The organism is Brevundimonas sp. TWP2-3-4b2, assembly GCF_049897345.1.
Taxonomy (GTDB): Bacteria; Pseudomonadota; Alphaproteobacteria; order Caulobacterales; family Caulobacteraceae; genus Brevundimonas.
The window spans coordinates 307944-333941 of record NZ_JAFCWB010000003.1; the positions used below are offsets into that span (position 1 = coordinate 307944).

At 67.5% G+C, this 25998-nt stretch carries 29 protein-coding genes and 1 other RNA gene; 14 read left to right on the top strand and 16 right to left on the bottom strand.

From position 1 onward, the window contains the following. Positions 1 to 18: 18 nt before the first annotated feature. The 3 genes from ACP7AS_RS08530 to ACP7AS_RS08540 all read left to right on the top strand — a co-directional run bounded on the left by ACP7AS_RS08530 (position 19) and on the right by ACP7AS_RS08540 (position 3331). Positions 19 to 1266 (top strand): glycosyltransferase, encoded by a 1248-nt coding sequence (locus tag ACP7AS_RS08530; protein ID WP_426028787.1) that lies wholly within the window; start codon positions 19 to 21, stop codon positions 1264 to 1266. Positions 1267 to 1349: 83 nt separating this feature from the next. After that, complete coding sequence (locus tag ACP7AS_RS08535; RefSeq protein WP_426028436.1) at positions 1350 to 1865, top strand: SixA phosphatase family protein; 516 nt, start codon at positions 1350 to 1352, stop codon at positions 1863 to 1865. 101 nt (positions 1866 to 1966) lie between these two features. Further along, on the top strand, positions 1967 to 3331 hold the full coding sequence (locus ACP7AS_RS08540) for an MATE family efflux transporter (protein ID WP_426028437.1): 1365 nt from the start codon (positions 1967 to 1969) through the stop codon (positions 3329 to 3331). On the opposite strand, the gene parE is transcribed toward ACP7AS_RS08540, so the two are convergent. Both parE and ACP7AS_RS08550 read right to left on the bottom strand, forming a co-directional pair. Next, on the bottom strand, positions 3332 to 5443 hold the full coding sequence (parE, locus tag ACP7AS_RS08545) for a DNA topoisomerase IV subunit B (RefSeq protein ID WP_426028438.1): 2112 nt from the start codon (positions 5441 to 5443) through the stop codon (positions 3332 to 3334). Then, positions 5406 to 6761, bottom strand: a complete 1356-nt coding sequence (locus tag ACP7AS_RS08550; RefSeq protein WP_426028439.1) for an O-antigen ligase family protein — start codon at positions 6759 to 6761, stop codon at positions 5406 to 5408. The genes parE and ACP7AS_RS08550 overlap by 38 nt, the downstream gene beginning before the upstream one ends. Before the next feature lie 44 nt (positions 6762 to 6805). On the opposite strand from ACP7AS_RS08550, the gene ACP7AS_RS08555 reads away from it, so the two are divergent. Next, on the top strand, positions 6806 to 7984 hold the full coding sequence (locus tag ACP7AS_RS08555; RefSeq protein WP_426028440.1) for a low temperature requirement protein A: 1179 nt from the start codon (positions 6806 to 6808) through the stop codon (positions 7982 to 7984). A 6-nt stretch (positions 7985 to 7990) separates the two neighbouring features. Here ACP7AS_RS08555 and ACP7AS_RS08560 read toward each other — a convergent pair whose 3' ends face one another. Then, a complete protein-coding gene (locus ACP7AS_RS08560; RefSeq protein WP_426028441.1) occupies positions 7991 to 10327 on the bottom strand; it encodes an ATP-dependent helicase in 2337 nt (778 codons plus the stop codon). A gap of 116 nt (positions 10328 to 10443) precedes the next feature. Between ACP7AS_RS08560 and ACP7AS_RS08565 the strand changes: the two genes are divergently transcribed. Together ACP7AS_RS08565 and ACP7AS_RS08570 are read left to right on the top strand one after the other, a co-directional pair. Next, a complete protein-coding gene (locus ACP7AS_RS08565) occupies positions 10444 to 10641 on the top strand; it encodes a hypothetical protein (RefSeq protein WP_426028442.1) in 198 nt (65 codons plus the stop codon). Positions 10642 to 10644: 3 nt separating this feature from the next. After that, complete coding sequence (locus ACP7AS_RS08570; protein WP_426028443.1) at positions 10645 to 10974, top strand: hypothetical protein; 330 nt, start codon at positions 10645 to 10647, stop codon at positions 10972 to 10974. Positions 10975 to 10977: 3 nt separating this feature from the next. Here the strand turns inward: ACP7AS_RS08570 and ACP7AS_RS08575 are convergent, their stop codons facing one another. Genes ACP7AS_RS08575 through ACP7AS_RS08590 form a run of 4 tightly spaced genes read right to left on the bottom strand, consistent with a single transcriptional unit; the run spans position 10978 to position 13534 of the window. Next, entirely contained in the window at positions 10978 to 11694 is a 717-nt protein-coding gene (locus tag ACP7AS_RS08575; RefSeq protein ID WP_426028444.1) for an SIMPL domain-containing protein, read from the bottom strand. Positions 11695 to 11736: 42 nt separating this feature from the next. Further along, positions 11737 to 11973, bottom strand: a complete 237-nt coding sequence (locus tag ACP7AS_RS08580; RefSeq protein ID WP_426028445.1) for a ribbon-helix-helix domain-containing protein — start codon at positions 11971 to 11973, stop codon at positions 11737 to 11739. Next, entirely contained in the window at positions 11973 to 12470 is a 498-nt protein-coding gene (locus ACP7AS_RS08585; RefSeq protein ID WP_426028446.1) for an isoprenylcysteine carboxyl methyltransferase family protein, read from the bottom strand. Before ACP7AS_RS08585 ends, ACP7AS_RS08580 begins: the two co-directional genes overlap by 1 nt. Further along, a complete protein-coding gene (locus tag ACP7AS_RS08590; RefSeq protein WP_426028447.1) occupies positions 12467 to 13534 on the bottom strand; it encodes a type III polyketide synthase in 1068 nt (355 codons plus the stop codon). Before ACP7AS_RS08590 ends, ACP7AS_RS08585 begins: the two co-directional genes overlap by 4 nt. Positions 13535 to 13641: 107 nt before the next feature. Between ACP7AS_RS08590 and ACP7AS_RS08595 the strand changes: the two genes are divergently transcribed. Together ACP7AS_RS08595 and ACP7AS_RS08600 are read left to right on the top strand one after the other, a co-directional pair. Beyond that, on the top strand, positions 13642 to 14397 hold the full coding sequence (locus tag ACP7AS_RS08595) for a Coq4 family protein (RefSeq protein ID WP_426028448.1): 756 nt from the start codon (positions 13642 to 13644) through the stop codon (positions 14395 to 14397). Between the two features lie 91 nt (positions 14398 to 14488). Next, the gene (locus tag ACP7AS_RS08600; RefSeq protein WP_426028449.1) at positions 14489 to 15433 is read left to right on the top strand and encodes a DMT family transporter; all 945 of its coding nucleotides are present in this window, start codon (positions 14489 to 14491) and stop codon (positions 15431 to 15433) included. Here the strand turns inward: ACP7AS_RS08600 and ACP7AS_RS08605 are convergent. Together ACP7AS_RS08605 and ACP7AS_RS08610 are read right to left on the bottom strand one after the other, a co-directional pair. Next, positions 15430 to 15597: a hypothetical protein gene (locus tag ACP7AS_RS08605; protein ID WP_426028450.1), complete on the bottom strand. Its 168-nt coding sequence runs from the start codon at positions 15595 to 15597 to the stop codon at positions 15430 to 15432. The genes ACP7AS_RS08600 and ACP7AS_RS08605 overlap by 4 nt on opposite strands. Positions 15598 to 15600: 3 nt before the next feature. Next, positions 15601 to 15777 (bottom strand): DUF4169 family protein, encoded by a 177-nt coding sequence (locus tag ACP7AS_RS08610; RefSeq protein ID WP_426028451.1) that lies wholly within the window; start codon positions 15775 to 15777, stop codon positions 15601 to 15603. Between the two features lie 203 nt (positions 15778 to 15980). Between ACP7AS_RS08610 and ACP7AS_RS08615 the strand changes: the two genes are divergently transcribed. After that, positions 15981 to 16379, top strand: a complete 399-nt coding sequence (locus ACP7AS_RS08615; protein WP_426028452.1) for a YccF domain-containing protein — start codon at positions 15981 to 15983, stop codon at positions 16377 to 16379. On the opposite strand, the gene ACP7AS_RS08620 is transcribed toward ACP7AS_RS08615, so the two are convergent. Together ACP7AS_RS08620 and fumC are read right to left on the bottom strand one after the other, a co-directional pair. Then, positions 16380 to 17060 carry a phytanoyl-CoA dioxygenase family protein gene (locus tag ACP7AS_RS08620; RefSeq protein WP_426028453.1) on the bottom strand — a complete coding sequence of 227 codons (681 nt, stop codon included), beginning with the start codon at positions 17058 to 17060 and terminating at the stop codon, positions 16380 to 16382. Beyond that, entirely contained in the window at positions 17060 to 18448 is a 1389-nt protein-coding gene (gene fumC, locus ACP7AS_RS08625; protein ID WP_426028454.1) for a class II fumarate hydratase, read from the bottom strand. The genes ACP7AS_RS08620 and fumC overlap by 1 nt, the downstream gene beginning before the upstream one ends. A gap of 110 nt (positions 18449 to 18558) precedes the next feature. On the opposite strand from fumC, the gene ACP7AS_RS08630 reads away from it, so the two are divergent. Both ACP7AS_RS08630 and ACP7AS_RS08635 read left to right on the top strand, forming a co-directional pair. Continuing rightward, positions 18559 to 19146: a peptidylprolyl isomerase gene (locus ACP7AS_RS08630; RefSeq protein WP_426028455.1), complete on the top strand. Its 588-nt coding sequence runs from the start codon at positions 18559 to 18561 to the stop codon at positions 19144 to 19146. Continuing rightward, positions 19134 to 19502, top strand: a complete 369-nt coding sequence (locus ACP7AS_RS08635; RefSeq protein ID WP_426028456.1) for a RusA family crossover junction endodeoxyribonuclease — start codon at positions 19134 to 19136, stop codon at positions 19500 to 19502. Before ACP7AS_RS08630 ends, ACP7AS_RS08635 begins: the two co-directional genes overlap by 13 nt. On the opposite strand, the gene ACP7AS_RS08640 is transcribed toward ACP7AS_RS08635, so the two are convergent. The 5 genes from ACP7AS_RS08640 to miaA form a co-directional block, all read right to left on the bottom strand. Then, the gene (locus ACP7AS_RS08640; RefSeq protein WP_426028457.1) at positions 19468 to 20247 is read right to left on the bottom strand and encodes a C13 family peptidase; all 780 of its coding nucleotides are present in this window, start codon (positions 20245 to 20247) and stop codon (positions 19468 to 19470) included. The two genes, ACP7AS_RS08635 and ACP7AS_RS08640, sit on opposite strands and share 35 nt — an antisense overlap. Before the next feature lie 60 nt (positions 20248 to 20307). Continuing rightward, the gene (locus ACP7AS_RS08645; protein ID WP_426028458.1) at positions 20308 to 20799 is read right to left on the bottom strand and encodes an SspB family protein; all 492 of its coding nucleotides are present in this window, start codon (positions 20797 to 20799) and stop codon (positions 20308 to 20310) included. Positions 20800 to 20869: 70 nt separating this feature from the next. After that, positions 20870 to 21235, bottom strand: a transfer-messenger RNA (tmRNA) gene (gene ssrA, locus ACP7AS_RS08650). Positions 21236 to 21257: 22 nt separating this feature from the next. Further along, positions 21258 to 21851 carry a hypothetical protein gene (locus ACP7AS_RS08655; protein ID WP_426028459.1) on the bottom strand — a complete coding sequence of 198 codons (594 nt, stop codon included), beginning with the start codon at positions 21849 to 21851 and terminating at the stop codon, positions 21258 to 21260. Positions 21852 to 21960: 109 nt separating this feature from the next. After that, positions 21961 to 22875 carry a tRNA (adenosine(37)-N6)-dimethylallyltransferase MiaA gene (gene miaA / locus ACP7AS_RS08660; RefSeq protein WP_426028460.1) on the bottom strand — a complete coding sequence of 305 codons (915 nt, stop codon included), beginning with the start codon at positions 22873 to 22875 and terminating at the stop codon, positions 21961 to 21963. Positions 22876 to 22949: 74 nt separating this feature from the next. Between miaA and ACP7AS_RS08665 the strand changes: the two genes are divergently transcribed. The 3 genes from ACP7AS_RS08665 (at position 22950) to ACP7AS_RS08675 (ending at position 25998) form a co-directional block, all read left to right on the top strand. Next, complete coding sequence (locus tag ACP7AS_RS08665) at positions 22950 to 24020, top strand: P-loop NTPase (RefSeq protein WP_426028461.1); 1071 nt, start codon at positions 22950 to 22952, stop codon at positions 24018 to 24020. 65 nt (positions 24021 to 24085) lie between these two features. Beyond that, positions 24086 to 25183 carry an NADH:flavin oxidoreductase gene (locus ACP7AS_RS08670; protein ID WP_426028462.1) on the top strand — a complete coding sequence of 366 codons (1098 nt, stop codon included), beginning with the start codon at positions 24086 to 24088 and terminating at the stop codon, positions 25181 to 25183. Positions 25184 to 25269: 86 nt separating this feature from the next. Next, positions 25270 to 25998 (top strand): sterol desaturase family protein, encoded by a 729-nt coding sequence (locus ACP7AS_RS08675; protein WP_426028463.1) that lies wholly within the window; start codon positions 25270 to 25272, stop codon positions 25996 to 25998.

Sequence of the window (25998 nt, forward strand, 5' to 3'; positions counted from 1 at the left end):
GCCGCGGAACGCGAACTCATGAGCCTGGCCGGTCTCGAGGTTCAGGAAGGCGAACTGCGACTGATTCCCGGCTGGGATGAGGAGGTCTCGGAGACCCTCGCGGCGACCAAGGCCGCGGGGGATGATGGCCGACCGCGTCTGGTCGACACCACCATGCTCTATGCGCCGCGGTCCGGCGGGGTGAAACGCTATCTCCTGTCCAAGAAGGCCTGGCTGGAGGCGAACCGCCCCGGTGTGGCCCATTCGCTGGTCGTGCCCGGCGCGCACCACAGGGCCGGTGACGACGGGATCGTGCAACTGCACGCGACCAAGCTGCCGTTCGGCGATGGCTATCGCTGGCCGACCTCGGTGCGCCGCTGGGGGGCCTGGGTTGCCTCATTGAACCCGTCGATCATCGAGGCCGGCGATCCCTATACGCCGGGGCAGGGGGCGCTTGAGGCCGGTCAGCGCGCCGGTTGCCCGGTCGTCGGCTTCTGCCATTCCGATCCCGCCGGGCTGGCGGCCCTGCATTTCGGCGAATGGGCCAAGAAGCCGGTCGAAAAGCGCTGGGCCCGGCTGTTCGGCCAGTTCGACAAGGTGATCTCGCCCAGCCGCTTCATCGCCCGCCGCCTCGAAGAGGCCGGGGTCGGCAATATCGTGATCCGTCCGCTGGGGGTCGAGATCGACACCTTCCGGCCCGACCGCCGTGACCGCGACTGGCTGATGAAGAAGCTGGGCCTGCCGGCCTCGGCGCGCCTGCTGTGTTTCGCCGGCCGTCCGGCCCGGGAAAAGAACATTGATGTCCTGATCGAGGCCGTCCAGAAGCTGGGCGACCCCTATTATCTGGTTCTGGTCGGGGCCGGCGCAGGCATGCCGGCCGAGGAGCGGGTCATCTCCCTGCCTTACGAAGCCAATCCCAAGGCCGTGGCGAAGATCATCGCGTCCTGCGACGCCTTCGTGCACGCCAATGACAAGGAGCCGTTCGGCCTTATCGTTCTGGAAGCCATGGCCTGCGGTCGCCCGGTCGTCGGTGTGAATGCGGGCGGGGTCAAGGAAACCGTCGACTACACCGTCGGCCAGCTGGCGAAGAGCGCGGACCCGGTCCAGTACGCGGCCGCCATCGAGGCCCTGTTCGCCCGCGACATCGAAGCCCTCGGCGTCGCCGCCCGCCTGCGGACGGTGGAGCGCTTCTCGTGGAACCGCGTCTTTGAAGACCTCAGCTCGGTCTATGCAGAGGTCAGCGGCGAACCGGCCTTCGCCCGGCCCGGCGAGTGGAAGGCGCACTGACGTCGTTCAGCCGGCCCTTCGGCACCCCCTCGACAGCGCTTTGTTACGCGCCCAGTCTGGGCCGGAACGGGGAGCTACAGCTCATGAAACGCTTTCTGCTTGCGGCAGCGCTGTCGTTGCTGACCGCCACCTCTGCCCTCGCCCAGACGGTGATCCTGGTGCGTCATGCCGAGAAGGCCGACGCCAGCGCGGATCCCGTGCTTTCTGCCGCCGGCCAGGCTCGCGCCTTCGCCCTGGCCGTTGTGCTCAGCGATGCTGACCTGACCCACGTCTTCGTCTCCCCGCTCCAACGCACCCGTCTGACCGCTGAGCTGACGGCTGCGGCCCATGCGGTCACGCCGGAAGTTTTCGCCTTCGAGGGCGGCACGGACGCCCACATCCAGAGGATCGCCGACCGGATTCTCGCGCTGCCCGCCGACGCCGTCGTGCTGGTGGTCGGCCACAGCAATACCGTGCCGGTGATCGCCAGGGCCTTGGGCGAAACCGGGGCGTCGGAGATGCGCGATTGTGAGTATGACCGGCTGATCGTCGTTTCCGTGCAGGAGGACGGCGACTCGCCTGCCGTTATCGCCCGCTACGGGGAGCCGGCGAACTGCTGATGTGTAATTAAGTCCGGGTAATATTTACGAACGGATTTCTGTACGGGTAAAAAGCGTCGTTCGCCATGGAGCCTCCATGCGCGGTGCGATGGAGAAGCCGGATGCAGCAGGACCTGACACAGGGCTCGATCAGCAAGCAGTTGATCGGAATGGCGGCCTTCATTGGCCTCGGCCTGCTGTTCCAGACGCTCTATTTCCTGATTGACCTCTACTTCGTCGGCTCGATCGGTGCCGATGCCCTGGCCGGTGTCGGCCTGGCCGGAGTGTTCTTTTTCCTGGCGATGGCGGCGGCCCAACTGGTCTCCGTGGGTGCCCTGTCGCTCATCGCCCGCGCCATCGGGGCTAGGGACGTCGGTCAGATTGACGGCGTCTATCGCCAGTCGCTGCTTCTGTCCGGGGGCCTGTTTGTTCTGACCCTGGCCCTCGGTTACGGCCTGGGTGGGGCCGCCATCGACGCGCTGGCCGCGGACCCCGCCACCGCCGCCAAGGGCAAGGCCTATCTGGACGGGTTCCTGCCGGCGCTCGCCCTGATGTTCCCGACCGGGGCCATGGCGGCCGCGCTCAGGGCAGCCGGGGTGGTGCGGCCGACCATGCTGGTCCAGACGGGCACCGTCCTGCTCAATGCCGTCCTGGCCCCCATACTGATCGCCGGTTGGGGTTCGGGATTTCCGCTCGGCGTGTTCGGCGCAGGCCTCGCAAGTTCGGTGGCGGCGATGGTCGGTTTCCTCGGGTCTGTCTGGCTGTTCGGGCGCGTGCAGACCCTGATCGTGGACCCTCTGCGCCTCGACCGGCCCAGCCCTGTCATCCTGGCCAGAATCGTCGGCATCGGTCTGCCGTCGGCCGTAGAGTTTCTGCTCATGTTCGTGACCATGGGCGTGGTCTATTCCGTCATCCGCAACTACGGCAGCGAGGCCCAGGCCGGTTTCGGGGTGGGGTCACGGGTCATGCAGGCCATCTTCCTGCCGGCCATGGCGATCTCGTTCGCCGTCGCGCCGGTAGCCGGCCAGAATTTCGGGGCCGGCTTGCCCGACCGTGTGCGCCGGACCGTGCGGGACGCCGCCCTGATGAGTTCCGCCCTGATGGCCTGCCTGACCGTCCTGTGCCTCTGGGAGGCGCGGTTGCTGGTGGCCCCGTTCGCGCCTGATCCCGCGGTGGCAAAGGCCGCCGCGACCTATCTCGGGATCGTATCGCTGAACTTTGTGGCAACGGGCCTGATCTTTACGGCCTCGGGCACGTTTCAGGCGCTCGGTGACACCCGGCCGGCCCTGGTCGGAGGCTTACTGCGCCTGATCGTCTTCAGCGCGGCGGCCTTCTGGATCTCCGCCCAGCCCTGGGCCCGGCTGGAGCATCTGTGGTGGGCCTCGGCGGCTTCCGCTCTGCTTCACGCCGTCGTGGCCCTGCTGTTCCTGCGCGACCAGTTGAAGTGGAAGCTGGCGGGGCTGGTGCCCCGTCCGGCGGCGGCCTGATCACACGTCCAGATCGGCCACCGCGAACTGGGCGTTGTCCTGGATGAACTGGAACCGCGCCTCGGCCTTTTTGCCCATCAACCGTTCGACGAGGTCCTCGATCTCGTCTTCCGAGGCCGGGACCGTGACCCGCGCGAGGGTGCGCTTTTTCGGGTCCATGGTGGTCTCCTTGAGCTGGGAGGCCATCATCTCGCCCAGGCCCTTGAACCGGCCAATCTCGGTCTTCTTGCCCTTGAAGACGGTGGCCAGAAGCTCGTCGCGGTGGGCGTCGTCGCGGGCGTATTCGGACAGCGGCCCGGCGCTGATCCGGTAGAGCGGGGGCAGGGCCATGAACAGCCGGCCCTGCCGGATCGTCTCGGGCATGGAGCGATAGAAGAAGGTGATCAGCAGGGCGGCGATGTGCGCGCCGTCCACGTCGGCGTCGGTCATGATGACGATCCGCTCGTAGCGCAGGTCCTCGATATTGAACCGGCTGCCGGGCTGAACCCCCAGCGCCAGCGCCAGATCGGACAGTTCGATATTGGCGCGCAGCTTGTCGGCGGTGGCCGACGCAACATTCAGAATTTTGCCGCGCAGGGGCAGGATGGCCTGGGTGGTGCGGTCGCGTGCCTGTTTGGCCGACCCGCCGGCCGAGTCGCCCTCGACGATGAACAGTTCGGTGCCGTTGGCCGACTGGCGCGAACAGTCCGACAGCTTGCCGGGCAGGCGCAGTTTGCGCGTGGCCTGGGCCCGCTGGACCTCCTTGTCCTTGCGCCGCTTCAGCCGGTCCTCGGCCCGCTCGATGACAAAGCCGAGCAGGGTGTTGGCCTGTTTGGGGCTCTCCGTCAGCCAGTGATCCAGCGGATCGCGCATCAGCTGCTCGACCAGCCGCTGGGCGTCGGGGGACGACAGCCGGTCCTTGGTCTGGCCCTGGAACTCGGGATTGCGGATGAAGACCGAGATCATGGCCCCGGCGTTGGCGATGACGTCCTCGGCCGTGATCAGCTCGGCGCGCTTCTCCTTGACCAGTTCGCCATAGGCCTTGAGGCCCTTGACCAGAGAGGCGCGGAACCCGGCCTCGTGCGTGCCGCCGTCGGGCGTCGAGACGGTGTTGCAATAGGACGAGACGAAACCGTCGGCCTCGCCGAAGCCGATCGGCGACCAGGTCACGGCCCATTCGACCGCACCCGCCTCGCCCTTGCGCTCGACCCGGCCGGAGAAGGCCGGGGTGACCGTCTCAAGGTCGCCGATCCGCTCGGCGAGGGCGTCGGCCAGGCCGTTGGGGAAGTGGAACACCGCTTCAGTCGGGGTGTGGTCGGTGATGCGTTCGGCGGCGCAGGTCCAGCGGATTTCGACGCCGCGGAAGAGATAGGCCTTGGATCGCGCCATGCGGAACAGGCGGGCCGGTTTGAAGGCCGCGCCGACGCCGAAGATCTCCTCGTCCGGCTTGAACCGGATCAGGGTGCCTTTCTTCTTCGACGGCGAGCCCTGGACGATCGAACCGAGCGGCAGGCCGCGGCTGAACGACTGGGTCCATTCGTGGCCGTCGCGCCAGACGGTGACGTCCAGCCGCTCGCTCAGCGCATTGACGACGCTGACGCCGACGCCGTGCAAACCGCCTGAGGTTTCATAGGCTTTTCCAGAGAACTTGCCGCCCGAGTGGAGGACGGTCATGACCACTTCCAGCGCCGACTTGCCCGGATGTTTCGGGTGCGGATCGACCGGAATGCCGCGACCGTCGTCCTTGACCGCCAGCCAGCCGTCGGCGTCGAGATCGACCGTGATCAGCTTCGCATGACGGGCCACGGCCTCGTCCATGGCGTTGTCGAGCACCTCGGCGAACAGATGGTGCAGCGCCCGCTCGTCGGTGCCGCCGATATACATGCCGGGACGTTTGCGGACGGGCTCGAGCCCTTCCAGCACCTCGATCGAGGAGGCGGAATAGCTTCCGGGCAGGGGCGGTGCGGACGGGACCGCGGGCGAGGCGGCGCGGACCGGTTCCGGCTTCGGTGCCGCGGCCTGCGGCGTCAGGGCCGGCTCGGGGACCGCGTCAGGCGTGGAGACGGGATCGGCGGGACGCGGCTGCGTCGGCTCGTCATCGAACAGCGAAAGGAGGTCGGCGGACTGGCCCATGTGGATACTGTGCGGCGATTCGGGAGCCGGTCTGGTAGGCCGCGCCGCGCTTCTCCACAAGCGGCACGGCGGCCTGGACCGGTGACGGCAGGATCGCGCGGGTCAGGACGGCCAGGAACAAGACCCACGGCAGGCTCTGGTGCTGCACCAGGATGCTTTCCGACAGGCTCAGGACGAAGAAGGCCCCCAGAAAGCCCGGCGCCCACCAGCCCTCGCGGACGCCTGACCCCATGGACCGGAGGACGGTGATCAGGGTCGTCGTCGTCAGCAGCACGCCGACCAGAACCGCGCCCGGCCAGCCCAGCTGGACCAGCAGGTCGATCCAGCCATTGTGCGCGCTCGGCACAATCCAGCCCGTCTCCTTGCGGACCCAGTCGGCGGGCCCGGACTCGCCAATCCGGCCCCAGAAGGCTCCGTAGCCGTAGCCGGTCCACGGCCGGTCGGCGACCTTGCGCATCAGACTGTCCCAGATCTCGGTCCGGCCGGTCAGTGACGGGTCCTTGCCAAGCGCCTCCAGCACGGCGACCGAATGGGTGTCCCAGGTCCAGATGGCCAGTCCGGTCAGAACGACGGCAACCCAGATCGCCGCGACGCTGAAAGCCGCGCCGCCGCGCTTCAGCGACCAGAAGCCACCGACCAGACCGAGGCCGACGATCAGGCACAGCAGCGAGGTCTTGGACTGGGTCGCCAGCACCAGCAGGCACGACAGGCCAAGGGCGATGGCCGGCAGAAGCCGACGCGGGTCAGGGGAGGCGAGGCAGGCGGCCGAGGCGGTGGCCCCGATCACCATCACGGCCCCCATCTGGTTCTTCTCATACCAGAGGCCACGCCACAGGCCGGCGTTGTCGTACTGGTGCACGCCGATGGCCGGGAAGGCGAACACCATCACCAGACTGCCGACCGCCATCAGCAGGGCGGTGTGCATCAACAGTCGCGGCAGATGCGGTCCCCGGAACACGGCTCCCAGGTACAGGGCGAACACGCCGCTGATGGCCAGGGCGATGATCCGCCGGCTGGTCACCTCATAGTCGATCGACCAGTATTTCGAGGCGAAGGCCAGGCCGACGACCGACAGAATGGCCAGCACCGCTGGCCATGCCCGCCACATCCGGTCGATGCGCCAGGCCGCCATGCCGAAGATGGCGGCATAGGCAGGCAGCCAGACCAGCCTCAGCACCGGCGTCTCTTCCTGCAGCGGCGCGAAAACCGGCCCGATCAGGGCACCGGTCAGCATGGCGAGGATGACGATACAGGCCGCCCGCTCCCACAGGCTGGGAACCGGTTCGGTCAGGACCGCTTCTGGAAAGGACTCGCGCACCCCTGCAGGGTCGGGCCTCAGGCTTAACGAAGAGTTGGAATCCGATGTCGGGCGATCTGCTGAGGGCCCGGGACGGGCGGGAAGCCCGTGTCGGCTTCGTCGAACTGTTCTTCGACCTGATTTTCGTCTTCGCCATCACCCAGATTTCCCACACCCTGCTGGCGCATCTGACCTGGGTCGGGGTGCTGCAGGCCGCGATCCTCTTGGGCGCAGTCTGGTGGTCGTGGATCGACACCAGCTGGATCACCAACTGGCTCGACCCCGAGCGGGTGCTGGTCCGGATCATGATCTTCGCCCTGATGGGGGCCGGTCTGGTGATGTCGACATCCCTGCCGGACGCGTTCGGAGACAAGGGACTGGTCTTCGCCTGCGCCTTCGCGACGCTGCAGTTGGGGCGCGGACTGTTCACCCTGTGGGCCGTGCGTCGGGACGAGGTTCTGCTGAAGAATGTCCAGCGGATTGCCGTCTGGGCCGCGCTGGGCGCGGTGCTCTGGATCGGCGGCGGACTGGTCGAGGGGCAGACACGCCTGCTGGTCTGGCTGGTTGCCGTGATCACGGAATTCATCGGCCCCGCCGTCACCTTCTGGACCCCCGGTCTGGGCCGCTCCAGCAGCAGCGACTGGGAAGTGGAGGGCGGCCACATGGCAGAGCGCGTCGGTCTGTTCATCATCATCTGTCTGGGCGAATCCATCCTCGTCACCGGCGCGACCTTCGCCGGCCTGGAGTGGACGCGGCCGGTCGTGGGGGCGTTCGCCACGGCCTTTATCGGCAGCCTTGCCATGTGGTGGATCTGGTTCAGCCGGGCGCATGACGCGGCGTCCGAGGCCATCGCGGGATCCGACGACGCCGGCCGCCTGGCCCGCAGCGCCTATACCTACGCGCCGATCCTCGTCGTCGCCGGCATTGTGGTCACGGCGGTCGGCGATGAGATGTCGCTCAGCAATCCGGGCGGGGTCGTGAAGTTCCCCGTCGCCGCCGCCCTCATCGGCGGGCCGATGCTGTTCCTGATCGGCGCGCAGGTGTTCAAGCTGGCCGCCTTCGGAACCTGGTCGGTGCCGCGGCTTGGCGGCATCCTCGCCTTGGGCGCGCTGGGCTTCGTCGTCCCGTCCCTGACGCCGCTGGGGCTGGCGGCCGCCGCGACGGCGGTGCTGGTCGGGGTCGGCGCGTGGGAAACCGCCGCACGGCACAATGCGCGGTCGGAAGACGCCGTAGCCGGTGACTGACGGCCGTCAGGTCTTCTCCACGAAGCTGTCGATCACCTTTTTCTCGCCCGCCTTTTCGAATTCGACCAGCAGCTTGTTGCCCTCGATGCCGGTGACCAGGCCGTAGCCGAACTTCTGGTGAAACACCCGCTCGCCTTTCGACCAGTCCCCGCCCGCCTTCGGGTCGGCGGTGGCCACCAGACGGCCGTCGCCCTCGATCAGGGTGTGCCGCGCGGACCGCGCCGCCGGGGCCTTGGCCGCGGTGAACGACTGGGCCCGCTTCCAGCCCGGCGAGGAATAGCCGCTGCCGAAGGTCGGCATGTCGTCCCAGCGGCTCTTGGCGTCCTTCATGCCGGGTGTGACGCCGTAGTAGCCGGTGTCGCTTTCGGCCTCCACGTGCGCCATCGGCAGTTCGTCGACGAAGCGGCTGGGCAGTTGCGAGGTCCAGCGGCCGTAGACCAGCCGGTTGGCGGCAAACGAGATGCGCGCATCGGACTTGGCCCGGGTGACGCCGACATAGGCCAGGCGGCGTTCCTCCTCGAGACCCTTTTCGCCCTTCTCGTCGATGCTGCGCTGGCTGGGGAAGACGCCTTCCTCCCAGCCCGGCAGGAAGACCAGCGGAAACTCCAGCCCCTTGGCCCCGTGCAGCGTCATGATCTGCACCGCGTCGTCCGAGCCGCCGCGATCGAGGTCCATGACCAGCGAGACGTGCTCCAGATAGGCGGGCAGGGTCTCGAACGACTGCATGGATTGCGTCAGTTCCTTGAGGTTATCCAGCCGCGTCTGGCCGGTCGCCCGGTCGGCCTTCTGCATGTCGGTGTAGCCGCTCTCTTCCAGCATCGCCTCGGTCAGCTCCCAATGGGTCGTGGTCTGGGCCAGGGTCCGCCATCGGTCGATGTCGCGCACGAAGTTGGACAGGGCCGTCCGCGTCCGCGCCTGCAGTTCGTCCGAAGTGATCAGGTCGCGCACCGCGCTCATGGCCGAGACGCCCGACAGCCGGGCGATCTGCAGCACCTTCTGCACGCTGGTGTCGCCGATGCCGCGTTTAGGCACATTGACGATCCGCTCAAAGGCCAGGTCGTCGTCCTCGCTCAGGATCAGCCTGAGATAGGCGTGGGCGTCGCGGATCTCGGCGCGTTCGAAGAAGCGCGGCCCGCCGATGACCTTGTAGGGCACGGCCAGCAGCACGAACCGTTCCTCGAACGCACGCATCTGGAACGAGGCGCGCACCAGCACCGCCATGTCGTTGTAGGCGACGCCTGCGCGACGGGCGGTCTCGACCTCATCGGCGATCAGTCGCGCCTCGGCCTCGCCGTCCCAGACGCCCCGGACCCGGACCTTGTCGCCGCTCAGATCCTCGGTCCACAGCGTCTTGCCCAGCCGGTCGCGGTTGGCCGCGATCAGGCCGGACGCAGCACCCAGAATATGTTGCGTTGACCGATAGTTGCGCTCCAGTCTTACGACCTTGGCACCGGGAAAGTCGCGTTCGAAGCGCAGGATGTTGTCGACCTCGGCCCCGCGCCAGCCATAGATCGACTGATCGTCGTCGCCGACGCAGCAGACGTTGCCGGTCGAAGATGTCAGCAGGCGCAGCCACAGATACTGGGCGACGTTGGTGTCCTGGTATTCGTCGACCAGAATGTAGCGGAACCGACGACGATATTCTTCTGCAATATCGGCATGTTTGGACAGGATGGTCAGGTTGTGCAGCAGCAGGTCGCCGAAGTCGCAGGCGTTCAGACTGACCAGCCGCGCCTGATAGGCGGCGTAGAGGGCGTGACCCTTGCCGTTGGCGAAATCCTCGGACGGCGGCAGCTGGTCCGGCGTCCAGCCACGGTTCTTCCAGTGGTCGATCAGGCCGTTCAGTGATTTGGGCGTCCACCGTTTGGTGTCGAGATTGGCGGCCTCGAGCAGCTGTTTGCAGACCCGTTCCTGATCGTCGGTGTCGAGGATGGTGAAGGTCGATTTCAGCCCGACGAGCTCGGCGTGCCGACGCAGGATCTGGGCGGCGACGCTGTGGAAGGTGCCCAGCCAGCGCAGGCCCTCGGCCGAGGGCCCGATCAGATGGGTGATCCGCTCGCGCATCTCGCGTGCGGCCTTGTTGGTGAAGGTGACGACCAGCAGCTCCCACGGCCGGGCCCGGCCCGTGGCCAGAATGTGCGCCAGCCGGGTCGTCAGCACCCGCGTCTTGCCGGTCCCGGCACCGGCCAGCACCAGAACGGGCCCGTCGACGGTCTCGACCGCTTCGCGCTGTTCGGGATTCAGGCCCGCCAGATAGTCGGCGGTCGCGGGCTCGACACCGTGCGGACCACGCGAGCGGGCCAGGTCAGAGATACGGGGGGTAGGGGCGTCAGGCAGACTCATCGGCGGAACATAAGGTGCACGGAGCGCAATGTCAGCGGTGTCGTGGGTCCGGGTCGCGGAACCGTCAAGCGATGCCGTCGTTTGGATGGCGTGACACTGTGGGAAGGGACCTCAACATGGCCGACAACATCAACAATACAGGCAGTGGCGGCGGCAATGCCGGCCTTGCCTTCATCGTGGGCGGCATCGTCGTCGTCCTGGTGGTCGTGGCCTATTTCGTCTTCGCCCGAGGCGGCGCGACCGAGAGCAAGGACATCAACGTCGATGTCAATTTGCCTGAAGTCTCGGCCCCGGCCGTCCCCGGGACGAACTGACCCATGACAGATCCCAACGTGACGCCTCCCGTCGAGCCGACACCGCGGCCCGAGGTGGTCCACCATACCACCATCAACAACCCGCCCGCGCGGGGCGGCGGCAGCAGCTGGATTGGCCTGCTGGTCGGCGGTCTGGTCGTGGTGCTGCTGATCATCGCCTTCGTCGTCTTCACCAACGGCGGGATGACCGGAGGCAGGGACACCAACGTCGATATTGATGTCGACCTGCCGCGTCCGACGATGCCGGATGTGCCGAAGATGCCGGACCTTCCTGACGTGCCATCGGTAGAGGCGCCCAGCGTGCCGGGCCCCGAGCCCGTGGCGGAAAACTGATCGTCAGCGCAGGCGGTAGCTGATCGTCGTGACGACCCGGACCTTCTTGTCCGGGGACTGGCTTTCATCGCCGATCTCGTCGCGGGCGAGGATTTCGAACGAGCCCTGCGTCGCCTGCCGGATCGGCCCCAGCGGGGCTCCGGAGTCCTGGGCGAAGCGTTCGGCACCGGTCCGGGCGGCGGCGGTGGCCTCGGCGATCATCGCCGGCCGGACCGCGTTGAGCTTTGTGAAGACATAGGTGGGGCCGCTGAAGTCCTGCAGCACCACACCCTGACGCACGAGGTCGTTGAGTGCCCGCGTGGTGGCCTGAACCCGGTCCACGTCCGTCGTCCGGACGATCACGGTCTGGGCCAGGATGAAGCGCGGGCCGCCGTTCTGGTTGGCGTATTCCCGCGAGCGGGTGTCCGCGACCTCCAGCCGTCCCAGCGACACAGCATCCGCCGGATAGCCCTGCGCCGTCAGGAAGCTGCGGACGATGGCCAGATCGCCGTCGACCCGGGCCTGAACTTCGGACAGGACCTCGCCGGAGGCGGTGAACCGCAACGGCAGGATGGCGAGATCCGCCTTGACGTTCCGCTCGGCCAGTCCGCGCACGCTGACCGAGCGGTCGCCGACACGGGCGTTGACGATCCCCTGTCCGATCAGGGCTCCGCCGCCCAGCATGCCGATGGCCAGAAGGCCGCCGACGACCGCAGCGGGGATCAGTTTTTCATGGGCCATGGGACGCCTCCTGACAGCAGGATGCGCCAACCTCGCCGGCTGTCAATCGGCGGACTCCTGGTCGGCGAATGACCGGTCACCGCCTTCCCACGCCAGTGCCAGCAGGCGGCAGGCCGAGGCCAGGGGGGTCCGCCCCCGCCGTTCATCGATCCGCTTCATCAGCCCGGCCTGGGATAGACAGGCGACCGCCGCCACCTCGTCCAGCACATCCCAGAAGGCGGGCTCCAGCGCCACCGAGGTGGCGTGGCCGGACAGCGAGACAGACCGTTTCTTCAGCATCAGCCACGGCGTTCCAGCAGCGCGCGATCCTCGATCCGGATACGCCAGGTCACGAGTAGCGCATTGGCCACGCTCCAGGCCAGAGCGATCCAGACCTGACCGAACACCAGCGGGAGGACGAGGATTTCGAGGGAGGCGACGACATAGTTCGGGTGCCGCACGAACCGGTATGGACCGCGTGTCGCCAGGGGCGCGCCGGGCAGGGTGATGATCCGGGTAGTCCAGAACCGCCCCAGGGTCGAGATCACCCACAGCCGTCCGAACTGCAGCAGCACATACAGCACCAGCCACCGGAGGTTCGGGACCATGGTCCAGGGCGTCACGATGGCGATCCCCGCGAGCCAGCTGGCGTGCAGGATGATGAACAGCGGATAGTGGCCGGCACCGATCTCGACCGCGCCCTCGGCCAGCAGCTGCCTGGTGTTGCGGTCGGCCAGCCGGAGCTCCCACAGGCGCTGGGCGGCGACCAGGCCGAGCACCAGCCACAGCCACATCATGCGTGTACCAGCATCAGTCCGGCGGTGAAGCCGGGCCCCAGCGTCGTCAGCAGCAGCGGTCCCTTCGCCCCGTCGTCCAGCATGGCCTTCAGCACGAACAGCACCGTCGCGGCGCTCATGTTGCCGTGGTCGCGCAGCACGTCACGGGTGTGGGTCAGGGCACCCTCGGACAGGGCGAAACACGTCTCCAGCGCGTCGATCACCTTGGCTCCGCCCGGGTGACAGACGAAGCCGCCGACATCGGCCGGGGTCATGTCCTGACTGGACAGGAAATCCATCGCGATCGGTCTGAAGTCATTCTGGACCAGAGTCGGAATGTCGCGGCTGAAGACGACCTTCAGCCCGTCGTCGGCGACGTCCCAGCCCATGACATCGAGGCTGTCCGGCCAGGTATGTTCGCAGCTGGCACCCAGCGTCGGGCCGGTCGCGTCATCGCGGCAGCTGATCACCGCCGCTGCCGCGCCGTCGCCGAACAGGGCGGTGGCGACCAGATTGCTCTTGGACCGGTCCTGCGCCCGGAAGGTGAGGGCGCACAGCTCCACGACCAGCAGAAGGACGCGCTCGTCCGGTCGCGCCTGCGCCAGATCCGCCGCCCGCGCCAGTCCCAGGACCCCGCCGGCGCAGCCCAGGCCGAAGATCGGCAGCCTTCTTACATCCGGGCGGAACGGCATCACCTGCATCAGCCGGGCGTCCAGACCGGGGGTCGCGATTCCGGTCGTGCAGACCACGACGATGGCGTCGATGTCGGCGGGCCTCAGCGCGGCCTGATCCAGCGCCTTGCCGGCCGCCTCGGCCAGCACCTTGACCGCGTTTTCAAGGAACAGGTCGTTGCGCTCCGAGAAGCTGTGCGGCTTCAGATACCATTCGATCGGCACACAGGAATGCCGGGTCTCGATCAAGGCGTTGCGATAGATCGGTGCCAGGCGCTCGAAGCCACCATGCGTGGTGGCGAACATCTCGGCCCCGTTGGCGGCGACGTCTTCCTGTCGCAGCTCATAGGGGGGCCAGGCGACGGCAAGGGACTGAAGCCGGGCAACCGGCGCCATCGAAGCAGAAGAAGACATCAAGGCGCGGCTTTCAAACAATGTTATCTGCGTTAACCCAAGCTACGCGAGGACGTTCCAACCGGACGCCGACTTCGCTACACTGCGTCACCCAGCCGGACCCTGCCATGACCCTGACCGCCGACGCCGACGATTTTCACAAGATACGTCCGCAGCGACTGCGTCCACTGACGGCGCTGAGGGCTTTTCAGCGCCTGATCCGGAACAAGGAAGACACCGTCCAGGTCTTCCGCATCATGCAGGCCCTCAGCGGTCGCTCCGTCTCACGCGGCTATCAGCGCATGCTGTCCACGATGGAGGGCGGGCGTCAGGCCTTCCTGCACGAGGAGCTGGCGCACAAGCTGGACGATCCCGTCTGGCTTGCGAAGTTCCAGCCCGGCACGGTCGGCGCGACCTATCGCGCCCTTCGCGAGGCGAGAGGCTTCAGCGCCGACGGTCTGGCCGAGGTCGAGCGCGAGGTGGTGCCCTTCATCGACGCCCCGCATCCGATCGTCTGGTATTCGCGCCGCCTGCGCGACATTCATGACATCTGGCACGTGCTGACAGGATACGGCACGGACGCCCTGGGCGAGGCCTGCGTCGTCTCCTTCTCCTATGGCCAGACCCGCAATCTGGGCTTTGCCTTCATCGGCTGGGGCGCGGCCCGGGAAATCCAGCGCGAGGCGCGATCGGTACCCGCCCGCCGTGCCGTCTGGCAGGCCTGGCGCAACGGCAAGTCCGCCCGCTGGCTGCCGGGCCTCGACTATGAAGCCCTGTTCGAACAGCCGCTCGAGGATGTGCGCCGGCGTCTGAACATCGCGCCCGCGACGGTCTATCAGTCCGTGCCGGTCGAGGTGCGGGCAGGCCTGAAACTGCGCGGCTGAGGCGCGTCTTTCTGATCGCACAGGCAGGGCTTGTGGCTCGACGCCCATATCCCGACTTGCCCCGCCGACCGCCCACGTCCACTGGACGCCCGTGACCCTGCGCTCCGATCCCCGCGACGTTCCGAAGGCCTTCGGCCTGTCGACCGCCACCCTGCTGGCGATCGGCGGCGTGGCCGTCTGCGCCTTGATCTGGGGGACGACCTGGTTTGCCATCACCCTGCAGCTGGGCAGCGTCGCGCCGCTGGCCTCGATCGTCTGGCGCTTCGGCCTGGCCGCGATCATCCTGTTTGTCGGCTGCCTCGTCACCCACCGCTCGCTACGCCTGACGCGGACCCAGCATCTGGCGGCCCTGGCCCAGGGCGTGTTCGCCTTCTCGATCAGCTACAGCTTCACCTACGCCGCCGAGGGCCGGATTGCCTCGGCCATCGTGGCCGTCATCTTCGCCGCCCTGGCCTTCCTGAACCTGGTGCTCTTCCGGGTCGTGGCCAGGCAGAAGGCGGCCCGTGCCGCCTGGGCCGGGGCCCTGCTGGGGCTGGCGGGCGTGGCGGTGCTGTCCGGGTCCGAAATCCTCGGCTCGGGCCTCGGCCTGCATGCGGTCGAGGGTGTCGGCTTTGCCCTGCTGGCGGTGACGGCCTCGGCCTTCGGCAACTATTTCGCCTGGCGCGGCCAGAACGCCGGCTCGGCCGTCATTCCGTCGACGGCCTGGGCCATGGCCTACGGCACCGGGATCCTGGCGCTCTACGGGCTGGCGACCGGCGTCAGCTGGACCATCGAACCGACCCCGCAGTATCTCGGCTCGCTGCTGTACCTGGCCGTGTTCGGCTCGGTCATCGCCTTCGTGGTCTATTTTACGGTCGCCCGGGCCCGCGGCTATGCGCTGGCCAGCTATATCTCGGCCCTGACACCGCCGATCGCCATGCTGGTCTCGGTGTTGTTCGAGGGCGCGCATTTCGGCTGGCCCGCCCTGGCCGGCCTGTTGCTGGTGCTGTCGGGACAGGCGCTGCTGATCCGCGCGCCCCGGGTCGCAGCGGTCTAGCCGAACCAGCCGCGCTTCTTCTTCGGCTTCTTCGGCTTGCCGGACGACTCACCCTTTTCAGCCGCTTCCGCTTCGCGCAGATCACGCTCCGCCTTGACCCGCATCGCCACGAGGACGGGGATCAGCCCGTGTTTGATGCGCGGATCCTGACGGGGGTCGCTCACGGCTCAGTCCTCCAGCTTCGAGCCGTCGAGCAGGCGATCTGCCCGCGCCCGTTCCGTCTCGGCCAGGTTGCGGTCTGCACTGGACCGCCCGTGCGCGGCCCGATTTTCGGCGGCGGTCGCCTTCGCTTCGGTTTTCGCCCGCGCCTTGCGCGCCTTGTTCAGATTGACGACCTCGCCCATGCCGGGCCTCCGCTGTGCAACCCGACCGGCGGTAGGGCAGGGCTCATCGTAGACCCGTCCCGGTTCGGCGAACACCGCGAAGTCGGCGCGGTTGCTGATGCTGCCGCAGCTTACGGCGAATTCACGATGGAGCCGCTGATTTCAGCGCGGGCCTTGCCTATCTTGGCTACGGCGTCCGTCCCGGGCGTCTGGAGACGACCGCCTTGATCCGCCTGATCCTCAACGTGCTGTGGCTCATCTTCGGTGGCTGGATTTCCGGCCTGCTGTGGCTACTGGGCGGGGCGATCCTGGCCCTGACCGTGGTCGGCCTGCCGTGGACCTTCGCCGCCTGGCGGATCGCCAGCTACTCCTTCTGGCCCTTCGGCCGCGAAGTGGTCTGGCGCGACGAGATGGGCCAGTTCGACGTCGGCACCGGTCCGCTGGGCCTCGTCCTGAACGTCATCTGGTTCATCTTCGCCGGCTGGTACATCGCCCTGTCGCACCTGGTCATCGCCTTCGCCGAGGCCATCACCATCATCGGCATCCCCTTCGCGCTGAAGGATCTGGAACTGGCCAAGCTGGCGCTGGCCCCGGTGGGCCGCACGATCCGCGACAAGCCCTGATCAGTGGACGGCCAGGCCCTTCCAGACCAGGCCGCCCGGCAGATCGAAGTCAGCGTAGTCCACCTGAAGGACGCGTCGGTGCCGGGGGCGTAGGGCGCGTTCGGACGCATGCAGGATCGGGGTGCGGTAAGCCCAGATGTCGCCCACCGCTGCGAGACAGACAATTTGGGCAGCAGCCGAGGCAACCGCTTCGGCCTCGGCTGCCGACACCCGGCCATGCGCATGGGAGCCGAGAGCGACCTTGAGGGGCGCGTTCGTCTCGTCGACGGAATCCAGATGCACGCGCACTGTGAGCATTCGTGCCAGCACCTCAAACGGCGGCGCGACATGCAGGATTTCGTCCTTGCTGGACCACGGCCCAAAGCCCGCGACCTCTATCCGTTCGCGCACGGCGATGGTCCGGTCCTGATGCCAGGCGACGATCCAGTTGGCATCGGCGGTCTTGTCGAACATGACTGCGCGCACCGGTCGAGCCGCGAGTGATGTCAGAGCGGCGGCCACCTCGCCCACAGGACCATCTGGCGCAAGCAGGGCGGTCAGTCGCGGTTCATCCGTCAACCGCGCGCCGGGACGCGAGCCGATGCGATAATCGGCGAGCGCCCGGAGACCTTCCACCTCGGATACGGTCAGCCGGCTTTTCATCCGCAGTGCGCCGTCGCGTTCGAAGGCCGCAGTGTCCATCACCCCGGCGAGATCATCTTCTCGGGCCGAACTGCCTCGTCGAACTCGGCGTCGGTCAGATAGCCGCCGCCGACGGCTTCCTCGCGCAGGGTGGTGCCGTTCTTGTGGGCCGTCTTGGCGATTTTCGCGCAGGCATCATAGCCCAGCTTGCCGTTCAGGGCCGTGACCAGCATCAGGGAATTGTCGAGCCCGCGCTTGATATTGTCCTCGCGCGGCTCGATCCCGACCACGCAGTTGTCGGTGAACGACACTGCCGCATCGGCCATCAGGCGGACCGACTGCAGGAAATTGTAGGCCATCACCGGGTTGAAGACGTTCAGCTCGAAATGCCCCTGCGAGCCGGCGAAGGTCACCGCCGCGTGGTTGCCGAACACCTGGACGCAGACCTGGGTCAGGGCCTCGCACTGGGTCGGATTGACCTTGCCCGGCATGATCGAGGAGCCCGGCTCGTTCTCCGGCAAGGCCAGTTCGCCGAGGCCGGAACGCGGGCCCGAGCCGAGGAAGCGGATGTCGTTGGCGATCTTGAACAGCGAGGCGGCCACCGTGTTGATCGCCCCGTGGCTGAACACCATGGCGTCATGCGCGGCCAGGGCCTCGAACTTGTTCGGCGCCGTGGTGAAGGCCAGGCCGGTGATGGCGGCGATCCGTTCGGCAACCTGTTCCGCGAAGCCGACGGGGGCGTTCAGGCCCGTGCCGACGGCGGTGCCGCCCTGGGCCAGTTCCATCAGCTTGGGCAGGGTCAGCTCGATGCGCTCGATCCCGTTGGCCACCTGCTGGGCATAGCCGCCGAACTCCTGGCCGAGCGTCAGGGGCGTGGCGTCCTGGGTATGGGTCCGGCCGATCTTGATGATGTGGTCCCAGGCCTTCGCCTTGGCGTCCAGCGCCGCATGCAGATGCTTCAGCGCGGGGATCAGGTCATTGACCGTCTGCTCGGCACAGGCGACGTGCATGGCCGTCGGGAAGGTGTCGTTCGACGACTGGCTCATATTGACGTGGTCGTTGGGATGGACCGGCTTCTTCGAGCCCATCTCCCCGCCCAGCATCTCGATGGCCCGGTTCGAGATCACCTCATTGGCGTTCATGTTCGACTGGGTGCCCGAGCCGGTCTGCCAGACCACCAAGGGGAAGTGTTCGTTCAGCTTGCCGTCGATGACCTCATTGGCCGCCGTGACGATGGTCTCGCCCAACGTCTGGTCCAGCTTGCCCAGTGCCATGTTCGTTTCGGCGGCCGCACGCTTGACGATCCCCAGGGCCCGGACGATCGGCAGGGGCTGCTTTTCCCAGCCGATCCTGAAGTTGCCCAGCGAGCGCTGTGCCTGGGCCCCCCAGTAGCGATCCGAGGCGACCTCGATGGGGCCGAAGGTGTCGGTTTCGATGCGGTGCGTCATAGTCGGAAAGGGCTCTTCGGACGTGGCGGTTGGGTGCGCTGCGGTGTAGCACGGGGGGGCGTGGGGACAAGGCGGAGACGGCGATGCGCGGCGCTGGAGAAAGGATCGGGATGCTGGATCTGGCAGGCAGCGCCTCGTTCCCGGGGCAGGGAACGGCCCCTCGCGTCGAACTGGTGACCGATCAGGGGCGGATGATCGTGACGCTGGATCCTGCTCGCGCGCCGCTCACGACAGGCAATTTCCTCGGCTATGTGGCGGACGGCGACTATCTGGGCGGAAGCTTCTTCCGGACCGTCATCGGGCAGACCAACACCGGCAATCCGAATCCGATCGACGTGATCCAGGCGGCGACGTCGCGTGGCTCGGACGACGACTTCAGGCCTTCTATCCCGCTGGAGCGGACTCGCGATACCGGACTGCGGCACCTTGCCGGCACCATCTCCATGGCGCGCGATGGGCCGGATACGGCGACCTCAAGCTTCTTCATCGTCACCGAGGACACCCCCAGCCTCGACTTCGGTGGTGCGCGCCACCCGGATGGCCAGGGCTTCGCTGCCTTTGGCTGTCTGACGGAGGGCCTGGACGTCGCCCGACGCATCCAGCATTTGCCCGCCAACGGTCAGGAGCTGTTGACCCCGCCCGTCGTCATCCGCGGCGTCCGGGTGATCAGCCCTGCTCCGGCGAAATGCTGGCCGTGACGCAGGGCTGGATCGGTATCGGCAAGGTTCGCGCGCGCGAAGTCGGCGATGTCATCGAAATCACCATCGACGGCCTGACCACCCAGGCCAAATACTACAAGCCGTTGGTCTATGAGTTCATGCGCAAGGAATGGAACTCGCGCCCGTCATACGGTGACTACACGGTCGAGATCCTGATGGAGCACGTCGGCGATCCGCCGTGGATGGACCTCGACAACCTGGCCAAGGCCCTGCTGGACGCCATCAAGGGCTATCTGTTCCACGACGACGCCCAGGTCGCCCGTCTGGTGGTCGAGCGCCGCGAGGGCGAGCGCGAGCGGATCACGATCCGGTCCTTCCCCCGCCGCCCGTCCTGAACCGCAGGGTCGGCAGTCGCAATTGCATGTCGGCACCGACGAACAGCTGCGGTTCGGATGGCAGCTCGATGCCGGCGTCCCGCTCCTTGCGCGTCACACAGGCCCGCGCTCCCGCCGCCAGCGCGAGGAAGTCGGTCGCGCCCGGAAGCGTCTCAAGGATGCAGCCGTCGAACCAGGGATAGGTTTCATCCGCGGCGCAGCCGAACGAGGTCCTTTCGCGACTGGCGGCCGTCAGGACCATCCGGTTGGGTGCCGCGAGTGCGTTGACGAAAATGCCGGAATAGCAGGCCGAGACAATGACCACCGTGGGCCTCGCACCACAGGCCCGGCGGACGATATTGACCATCATGTCCGGCGTCATGGCCGCGGCGTTGCCGAACACCATCGAGGTCGGCGTCCCATGCGAGGTAAAATACAGCAGACACCCCGCCGTGCCCTGGCTTGCCGCCCTGTAAAGGAAGTCGAGGATGGTTTGCGCCGTTGCCGGGTGCGGTCCGTCAGGCCTCAGGCTGAAGTCAACCATGGTCGCGCGCGGCAGGCCCGCGTCGAGGAACCCCTTCACCAGATCGCGGCGTGCATTGTCGAACGCCTGGATCGGCTGACCGCGTCCGTCACGCCAGTCCGCCGCGACGATCGCCGATGTCCAGCCTGCCAGGCGTCCGGTTGCCGGCGGTGCGGCCTGCGCGGCGGCCTGCGCGGTCAGCGTAGCCCAGAGCGCCAGTACGATGATCAGCACGCGTCCCATGACCGCTTTCCCCGGCTCCTGCGAACCGAGGTTAGCCGACGAGGCGGGAAGGGGAAGGGGCTACTTTTTGCGGAACTGGTCCAGCGACACGACCTTGGGGCCATCGTCGCCGGTATCGACCGGGTCGGTACGGACGGGTTCGCTGGCGGCGATCTCGGCGGCGATTTCCTCGACCGTGGCCGGCGCTTCGAACTGCAGCAGGAACTGCACGGACGGATCGTAGAAACGGGTGACCGCCGTGTACGGCATGGCCAGCACCTTCGGCATGCCGCCGAATTTCAGCATAACCGAGAATTTCGTCGGTTCGACCTTCAGGTCCCAGTACTGATGCTGAAGCACGACGGTCATTTCGTCGGGATATTTCGCCATCACGTCGGGCGGGATGCTGACGCCGGGGGCCCGGGTCTTGAACGTGACGTAGAAATGGTGCGCGCCGGGGATGCCTTCGGGCAGGGCGGCGCGCTCGAGCGCCGAGCGGATGACGCCGCGCAGGGCGTCCTGCGCCAACTGCTCATAGTGCATCTCGTCGACTGGAGGAGTTTCGTCGGCCATGGGTCGCCTCGATGGTTCGCGCGACTGATAGCGGTGCACGACGGCGGGCGAAAGATGCCGACAGGGTGAAAGTGCCGGGATTCTGTTGGCAGGCTCCCGGCGGCCCCGCCCCAGGAACTGATCCCTGAGGACTTAAGTGTTCGAAATCACCCGAACCGCTTATGCGGCGAGAGCGACTTCTCCAGCGAAGTTATCGTTCGCAGTTAGAAAATGGCCCGATACGGTGGGCCAGGACGGGCGAAAGCAGTCTTCTTTACACGTCCGTCGATGCTAGTCGGCCCCATGCTCGCTCCGCCGATAACGCGGGGAAGAAATGGTGGAGCCGCCGGGAATCGCACCCGGGTCCGGTCCGCTTATTACAAGCGCGTTTATCGCCATATCCGGAGCAAGCCCCGGCAACACCAATATAGGCCTTCCGGCGGCGGCTTCCAAGGTCCGAAGTGGGACCGTGAACGGCGTCAGGCGTCACGCTCCTCGCGCAAGGCCCTGCGCGCGGCCTCCAAGGCCTTGTGATAGCCGTCACCGTCGCCGAATTCGTGAAACCCGGCATAGCGGCCATGGGCCCCCATCAGTCGCCGGGTGTGTTTGATCGGGCACCAGTATTGCTCGGTGCGCGCCGACACCTCCCGGACATAGGCGATGACGCCGTTCACGTAGGAGCAATAGGCGCAGTTCAACTTCTCGAGGGCGTTGAGATACGGCAGGCCGGTCCGGTCGAAGATCATGTAGCGCCCCCGCGGGACCTGCGGGATGCCGTAAACGCGGAAACAGACCGCCTGGTAGATCGAGACCCAGAGATCCACCACGGCGAACGGCAGGATCAGCGAACAGATCACCGCGGCGGTCAGCACATAGAGGATGGGCGCGCCCAGGATGTACTTCATCAGGTGGATCCGGCGCTCTTCCAGCCGGCGCACCGCCTCCGCCTCGAACCGGGCCCGACCGTGCTCCAGCCCGAAACGGAAGCCCGACCGCTGGCGCGCGAACTCGGCCGCGAGGTCGTGCTCCAGCGCCCGGATTTTCTCGATGAGGGAGTCTACCCGGTTCGTCATGCTGGCTCTCGACATCCCGCGCGCGTAACGGACCAGCCTTGGCGACGTCGCTCTGGCCGATGCAACCGCCGCACCCCGCGTCTGCATAGCATCCGCGGCGACAGGCGTCTCAGGGCGCGAGCAGGGGGATATCACCGGATTCACGGTGCCGATGCCATCCCGACGTCTGGTTCCTGAACCAGGTCAGCTGCCGCTTGGCATAGTTGCGGGTCGCCTGCCGCGTGGTCTCTACCGCCTGCTCCAGCGTCGTCTCGCCCGCCAGATGGGCCGTGAACTCGCGCACCCCGACGGCCTTCATCGCCGGCAGGGCCGGGTCGAGCCCTCGGGCGACCAGGGCCCGCACCTCCTCGAGCGCGCCCTGTTCGACCATTGCCCCGACCCGGGCGTCGCAACGGGCGTACAGCGCCTCGCGCTCCGGCTCGATCACCAGGCCGGTCCAGGAGCCCGGCGTCAGCAGGGGCGTCGTACCCGCGGTCCAGTCGCTCAGCGCCCGTCCGGTGTGCCGGGCCACCGCCCAGGCCCGGGTCAGCCGCTGACGGTCTCCGGCCTCGATTCGCGCCTCGGCCGCCGGGTCAAGCTGCGCCAGCCTGCGCCGGAACGCCGCCTCGCCGTCGGCGTCGAAGGCCGTCCCGGCCGCGTCACGCACCTCGACCGGCACCTCCGGAATGTCCGCCAGCCCCGTGGTCAGGGCGGTGAAATACAGGCCTGTCCCGCCCACCAGCAGGGCCGGTCGGCCCTCGGCCGCCAGTTCGGCCAGCACCGGCAGGACCGCCCGGCTCCAGCGCCCGACCGACCAGCCGTCCGCCGCATCAGCCACGCCGTACAGCCGGTGCCCGGTCCGCGCCTCGTCCCCGGCCGACGGACGGGCGCTCAGAACGCGCAGGTCGGCATACAACTGTTGGCTGTCGGCGTTGATGATCACGGCCCCGGTCCGCGCGGCCATCTCCAGCGCGCGCCGCGACTTGCCCGAGGCGGTCGGTCCGGCCAGCAGGGTGATCGACGGAGGGAAAGCAGGCGGGGACAATTCAGGGCTCGCGAGGCAGGGGTGTTCGGCGATAGAACGCAGGCCCCTCAGCCGCAACCCGCAGGACATCCACCGTGATCGATCGCCCCGCCGTTCTCGCCGCTCTCGATGCCGTCATCGATCCGAAGAGCGGGCAGGGACTGGTCGCCGCCGGTCTGGTTCAGGGTCTGACGGTCGCCGAGGATCGCGCCGGGTTCGTCATGGAGGTCGCCGCCGGCGAGACGGCCCTCTACGCCCCGGTCCGCGACGCCGCCGAGGCGGCCCTGAAGGCTCTGGCCGGCATGACGCGGGTCGCGGTTGTGCTGACCGCCGAGTCGGCTCCGGGCAAGAAACCTGCCCGAACCGCGTCCCTGTCGCCCGAGGCTGTCGACCAGACCCGGCCCAGGGCACCGGTCGCGACGGACCGCCCCGCCCATGTCCGCCGTGTCCTCGCCATCGCCAGCGGCAAGGGCGGGGTCGGCAAGTCCACCGTCTCGGTCAATCTGGCCGCCGCCCTCGCGGCCCGGGGCCTGTCGGTCGGGGTCCTCGACGCCGATGTCTACGGCCCGTCGCTGCCCACCATGCTGGGTATGTCGGGCAAGCCGGAATACAGTGACGGCAAGATGCACCCCCACATCGCCCACGGTCTGAAGGCCATGTCCGTCGGCCTGCTCACCAAGGCTGACGACGCCATGATCTGGCGCGGGCCCATGGCCTCCCAGGCCCTGACCCAGATGCTGACGCAGACGGCCTGGGGCACCGAAGAGGCCCCGCTCGATATCCTCGTGGTCGACCTGCCGCCGGGCACCGGTGACGTCCAGCTGACCCTGGTGCAGAAGACACCGCTGGACGGGGCTGTCATCGTTTCCACGCCTCAGGAAGTCGCCCTGGCCGACGCCCGCCGAGCCTTTCGCCTGTTCGATAAGGTCGGCGTCCCGACGCTCGGCCTGATCGAGAACATGAGCGGCCCGGTGTTCGGCGAGGGCGGGGCGAAGGCCGAAGCGGAGCGGCTGTCCATCGCCTTCCTCGGGACCCTGCCGCTGGACGCGGCCTTCCGCGAAGCCGGTGACGCAGGGCTCCCGACGGTTCTGAACGCCCCCGACGGGGACCTCGCCGCGCGCTTCGCGGGGATCGCGGAGGCGGTCGCGAAAAAACTCGGCCTCTGAGGGTTTCCAAACGAAACTGTAGTCGCCACCTTGTCGGTTCCTCTCCCTTCGCCCCGAGATTCCCGATGAGCGTCGACGCCCTGTTCCGCCCCTTCCAGGTCAAGTCCCTGAAGATGCCCAACCGCATCGTCATGGCCCCGATGACGCGGTCCTTCTCGCCCGGCGGGGTCCCGACCAGCGACGTCGCCGCCTACTACCGTCGACGGGCCGAGGGCGGAGTCGGCCTGATCGTCACCGAGGGCACGGTCGTCGAACGGCCCGCCGCCCGCAATGACGCCAATGTTCCCGTTTTCCACGGCGAGGCCCTGCCGGAATGGAAGAAGGTGGTCGAGGAAGTCCACGCAGCCGGCGGCCTGATCGCTCCGCAGATCTGGCATGTCGGCTCGGCGCGCGGCCGGGGTGAGAACTGGGCCCCTCTGGGCAAGGTCGACAGCCCGTCGGGCATGACGTCGCCCGGCAAGCGCGGTCTTGAGCCGATGTCAGATGAAGACATCGCCGACACCATCGCCGCCTTCGGCCGATCCGCCCGTGCCACGCGCGAACTCGGCTTTGACGCGGTCGAGATCCACGCCGCCCACGGCTATCTGATCGATCAGTTCTTCTGGTCGGGCCTGAATGACCGCGACGACCGCTGGGGCGGGTCCACGATCCGCGAGCGCGCCCGCTTCGGTGCCGAGGTGGTCAAGGCCGTGCGCGAGGGCGTCGGTCCCGACATGGCCCTGATCATGCGTCTGTCGCAGTGGAAGCTGCAGGACTATGCGGTGCAGAACGCCCTGACGCCGGAAGAGCTCGGCGAATGGCTGGCCCCGCTGGTCGAGGCCGGTGTCGACGTCTTCCACTGCTCGCAGCGCCGCTTCTGGGAGCCGGAGTTCGAGGGCTCGGAGCTGAATTTCGCCGGCTGGACCAAGAAGATCACCGGCCTGCCGACCATCACCGTCGGCTCGGTCGGGCTGGACGGCGAGTTCATCGCCTCGTTCGGCGGCGCGGGCTCGAAGCCGGCTTCGCTGGACGGGCTGATTGCGCGTCTGGAAAAGGACGAGTTCGACCTGGTTGCCGTCGGCCGCGCCCTGCTGGCCGATCCGAACTGGGTGGCCAAGGTCCGCGACGGCCGCCTCGACGAACTCGAGGACTTCCAGGGCGCTGCCCTGATGACGCTGAGCTGACGAGAGCGGGGAGGGGCGAGGTCGAGGCGCAGGGAGCGACCTTTTCGACCCTCGCCCCTCTGGGTTCGGGCCTCTAGGATCCGTCCATGATCGCGGCCGTGCTCATCACCACACTCTGGCTCAGCCTGATCATCGGGGCGCGCTACCTGCTGCTCGCGGGCGGGGTCTGGTGGATGCTGTGGGGCCGCGCGGGCGGCGTCGGTCGCCAGCTCAATCGCGAGCGGCCGTCACGCCGGCTGATGCTGCAGGAAATCCGCTATTCGCTGATCTCGACCCCCATCTACGCCTTTCCGGCCGCGATCGCGCTCGAGGCCTTCAAGGCCGGCGGCACACGCCTGTATCTCGAACCATCCGTATACGGATTATGGTGGCTGCCGGTCAGTTTCCTGCTGCTGCTGCTGATCCAGGACACCCACTATTACTGGACGCACCGCCTGCTGCATCATCCGCGCCTGTTCGCCCTGACCCACGCCGGCCACCATCGCAGCCGCGAACCCAGCCCCTTCGCCAGCTTCGCCTTCGACCCCATCGAGGCCATGCTGACGGCCTGGGTCCTGCCGCTGCTGGTCTTCCTGATCCCGATCAATCTCTGGGTCGTCGTCGCCCTGCTGACGCTGATGACCGTCACCGCCGTCATGAACCACTGCGGCTGGGAGATGTGGCCCGACCGCTGGGTGCGTTCAGGCCCCGGCGCGCACCTGATCACGGCCACCCACCACAGCCGTCACCACACCCATATGAAGACCAATTACGGCCTGTATTTCAGGCTGTGGGACCGGCTGTGTCGAACGGATGCGATGCCGGACGCGAAGTGA

Coding starts and splice junctions, on each gene's coding strand:
- ACP7AS_RS08530 (WP_426028787.1), top strand. CDS start 19: ATGAGCCTGGCCGGTCTCGAGGTTCAGGAAGGCGAACTGCGACTGATT.
- ACP7AS_RS08535 (WP_426028436.1), top strand. CDS start 1,350: ATGAAACGCTTTCTGCTTGCGGCAGCGCTGTCGTTGCTGACCGCCACC.
- ACP7AS_RS08540 (WP_426028437.1), top strand. CDS start 1,967: ATGCAGCAGGACCTGACACAGGGCTCGATCAGCAAGCAGTTGATCGGA.
- parE (WP_426028438.1), bottom strand. CDS start 5,443: ATGGGCCAGTCCGCCGACCTCCTTTCGCTGTTCGATGACGAGCCGACG.
- ACP7AS_RS08555 (WP_426028440.1), top strand. CDS start 6,806: ATGTCGGGCGATCTGCTGAGGGCCCGGGACGGGCGGGAAGCCCGTGTC.
- ACP7AS_RS08560 (WP_426028441.1), bottom strand. CDS start 10,327: ATGAGTCTGCCTGACGCCCCTACCCCCCGTATCTCTGACCTGGCCCGC.
- ACP7AS_RS08565 (WP_426028442.1), top strand. CDS start 10,444: ATGGCCGACAACATCAACAATACAGGCAGTGGCGGCGGCAATGCCGGC.
- ACP7AS_RS08570 (WP_426028443.1), top strand. CDS start 10,645: ATGACAGATCCCAACGTGACGCCTCCCGTCGAGCCGACACCGCGGCCC.
- ACP7AS_RS08575 (WP_426028444.1), bottom strand. CDS start 11,694: ATGGCCCATGAAAAACTGATCCCCGCTGCGGTCGTCGGCGGCCTTCTG.
- ACP7AS_RS08580 (WP_426028445.1), bottom strand. CDS start 11,973: ATGCTGAAGAAACGGTCTGTCTCGCTGTCCGGCCACGCCACCTCGGTG.
- ACP7AS_RS08585 (WP_426028446.1), bottom strand. CDS start 12,470: ATGATGTGGCTGTGGCTGGTGCTCGGCCTGGTCGCCGCCCAGCGCCTG.
- ACP7AS_RS08590 (WP_426028447.1), bottom strand. CDS start 13,534: ATGTCTTCTTCTGCTTCGATGGCGCCGGTTGCCCGGCTTCAGTCCCTT.
- ACP7AS_RS08595 (WP_426028448.1), top strand. CDS start 13,642: ATGACCCTGACCGCCGACGCCGACGATTTTCACAAGATACGTCCGCAG.
- ACP7AS_RS08610 (WP_426028451.1), bottom strand. CDS start 15,777: ATGGGCGAGGTCGTCAATCTGAACAAGGCGCGCAAGGCGCGGGCGAAA.
- ACP7AS_RS08620 (WP_426028453.1), bottom strand. CDS start 17,060: ATGGACACTGCGGCCTTCGAACGCGACGGCGCACTGCGGATGAAAAGC.
- fumC (WP_426028454.1), bottom strand. CDS start 18,448: ATGACGCACCGCATCGAAACCGACACCTTCGGCCCCATCGAGGTCGCC.
- ACP7AS_RS08630 (WP_426028455.1), top strand. CDS start 18,559: ATGCTGGATCTGGCAGGCAGCGCCTCGTTCCCGGGGCAGGGAACGGCC.
- ACP7AS_RS08635 (WP_426028456.1), top strand. CDS start 19,134: ATGCTGGCCGTGACGCAGGGCTGGATCGGTATCGGCAAGGTTCGCGCG.
- ACP7AS_RS08640 (WP_426028457.1), bottom strand. CDS start 20,247: ATGGGACGCGTGCTGATCATCGTACTGGCGCTCTGGGCTACGCTGACC.
- ACP7AS_RS08645 (WP_426028458.1), bottom strand. CDS start 20,799: ATGGCCGACGAAACTCCTCCAGTCGACGAGATGCACTATGAGCAGTTG.
- ACP7AS_RS08655 (WP_426028459.1), bottom strand. CDS start 21,851: ATGACGAACCGGGTAGACTCCCTCATCGAGAAAATCCGGGCGCTGGAG.
- ACP7AS_RS08670 (WP_426028462.1), top strand. CDS start 24,086: ATGAGCGTCGACGCCCTGTTCCGCCCCTTCCAGGTCAAGTCCCTGAAG.
- ACP7AS_RS08675 (WP_426028463.1), top strand. CDS start 25,270: ATGATCGCGGCCGTGCTCATCACCACACTCTGGCTCAGCCTGATCATC.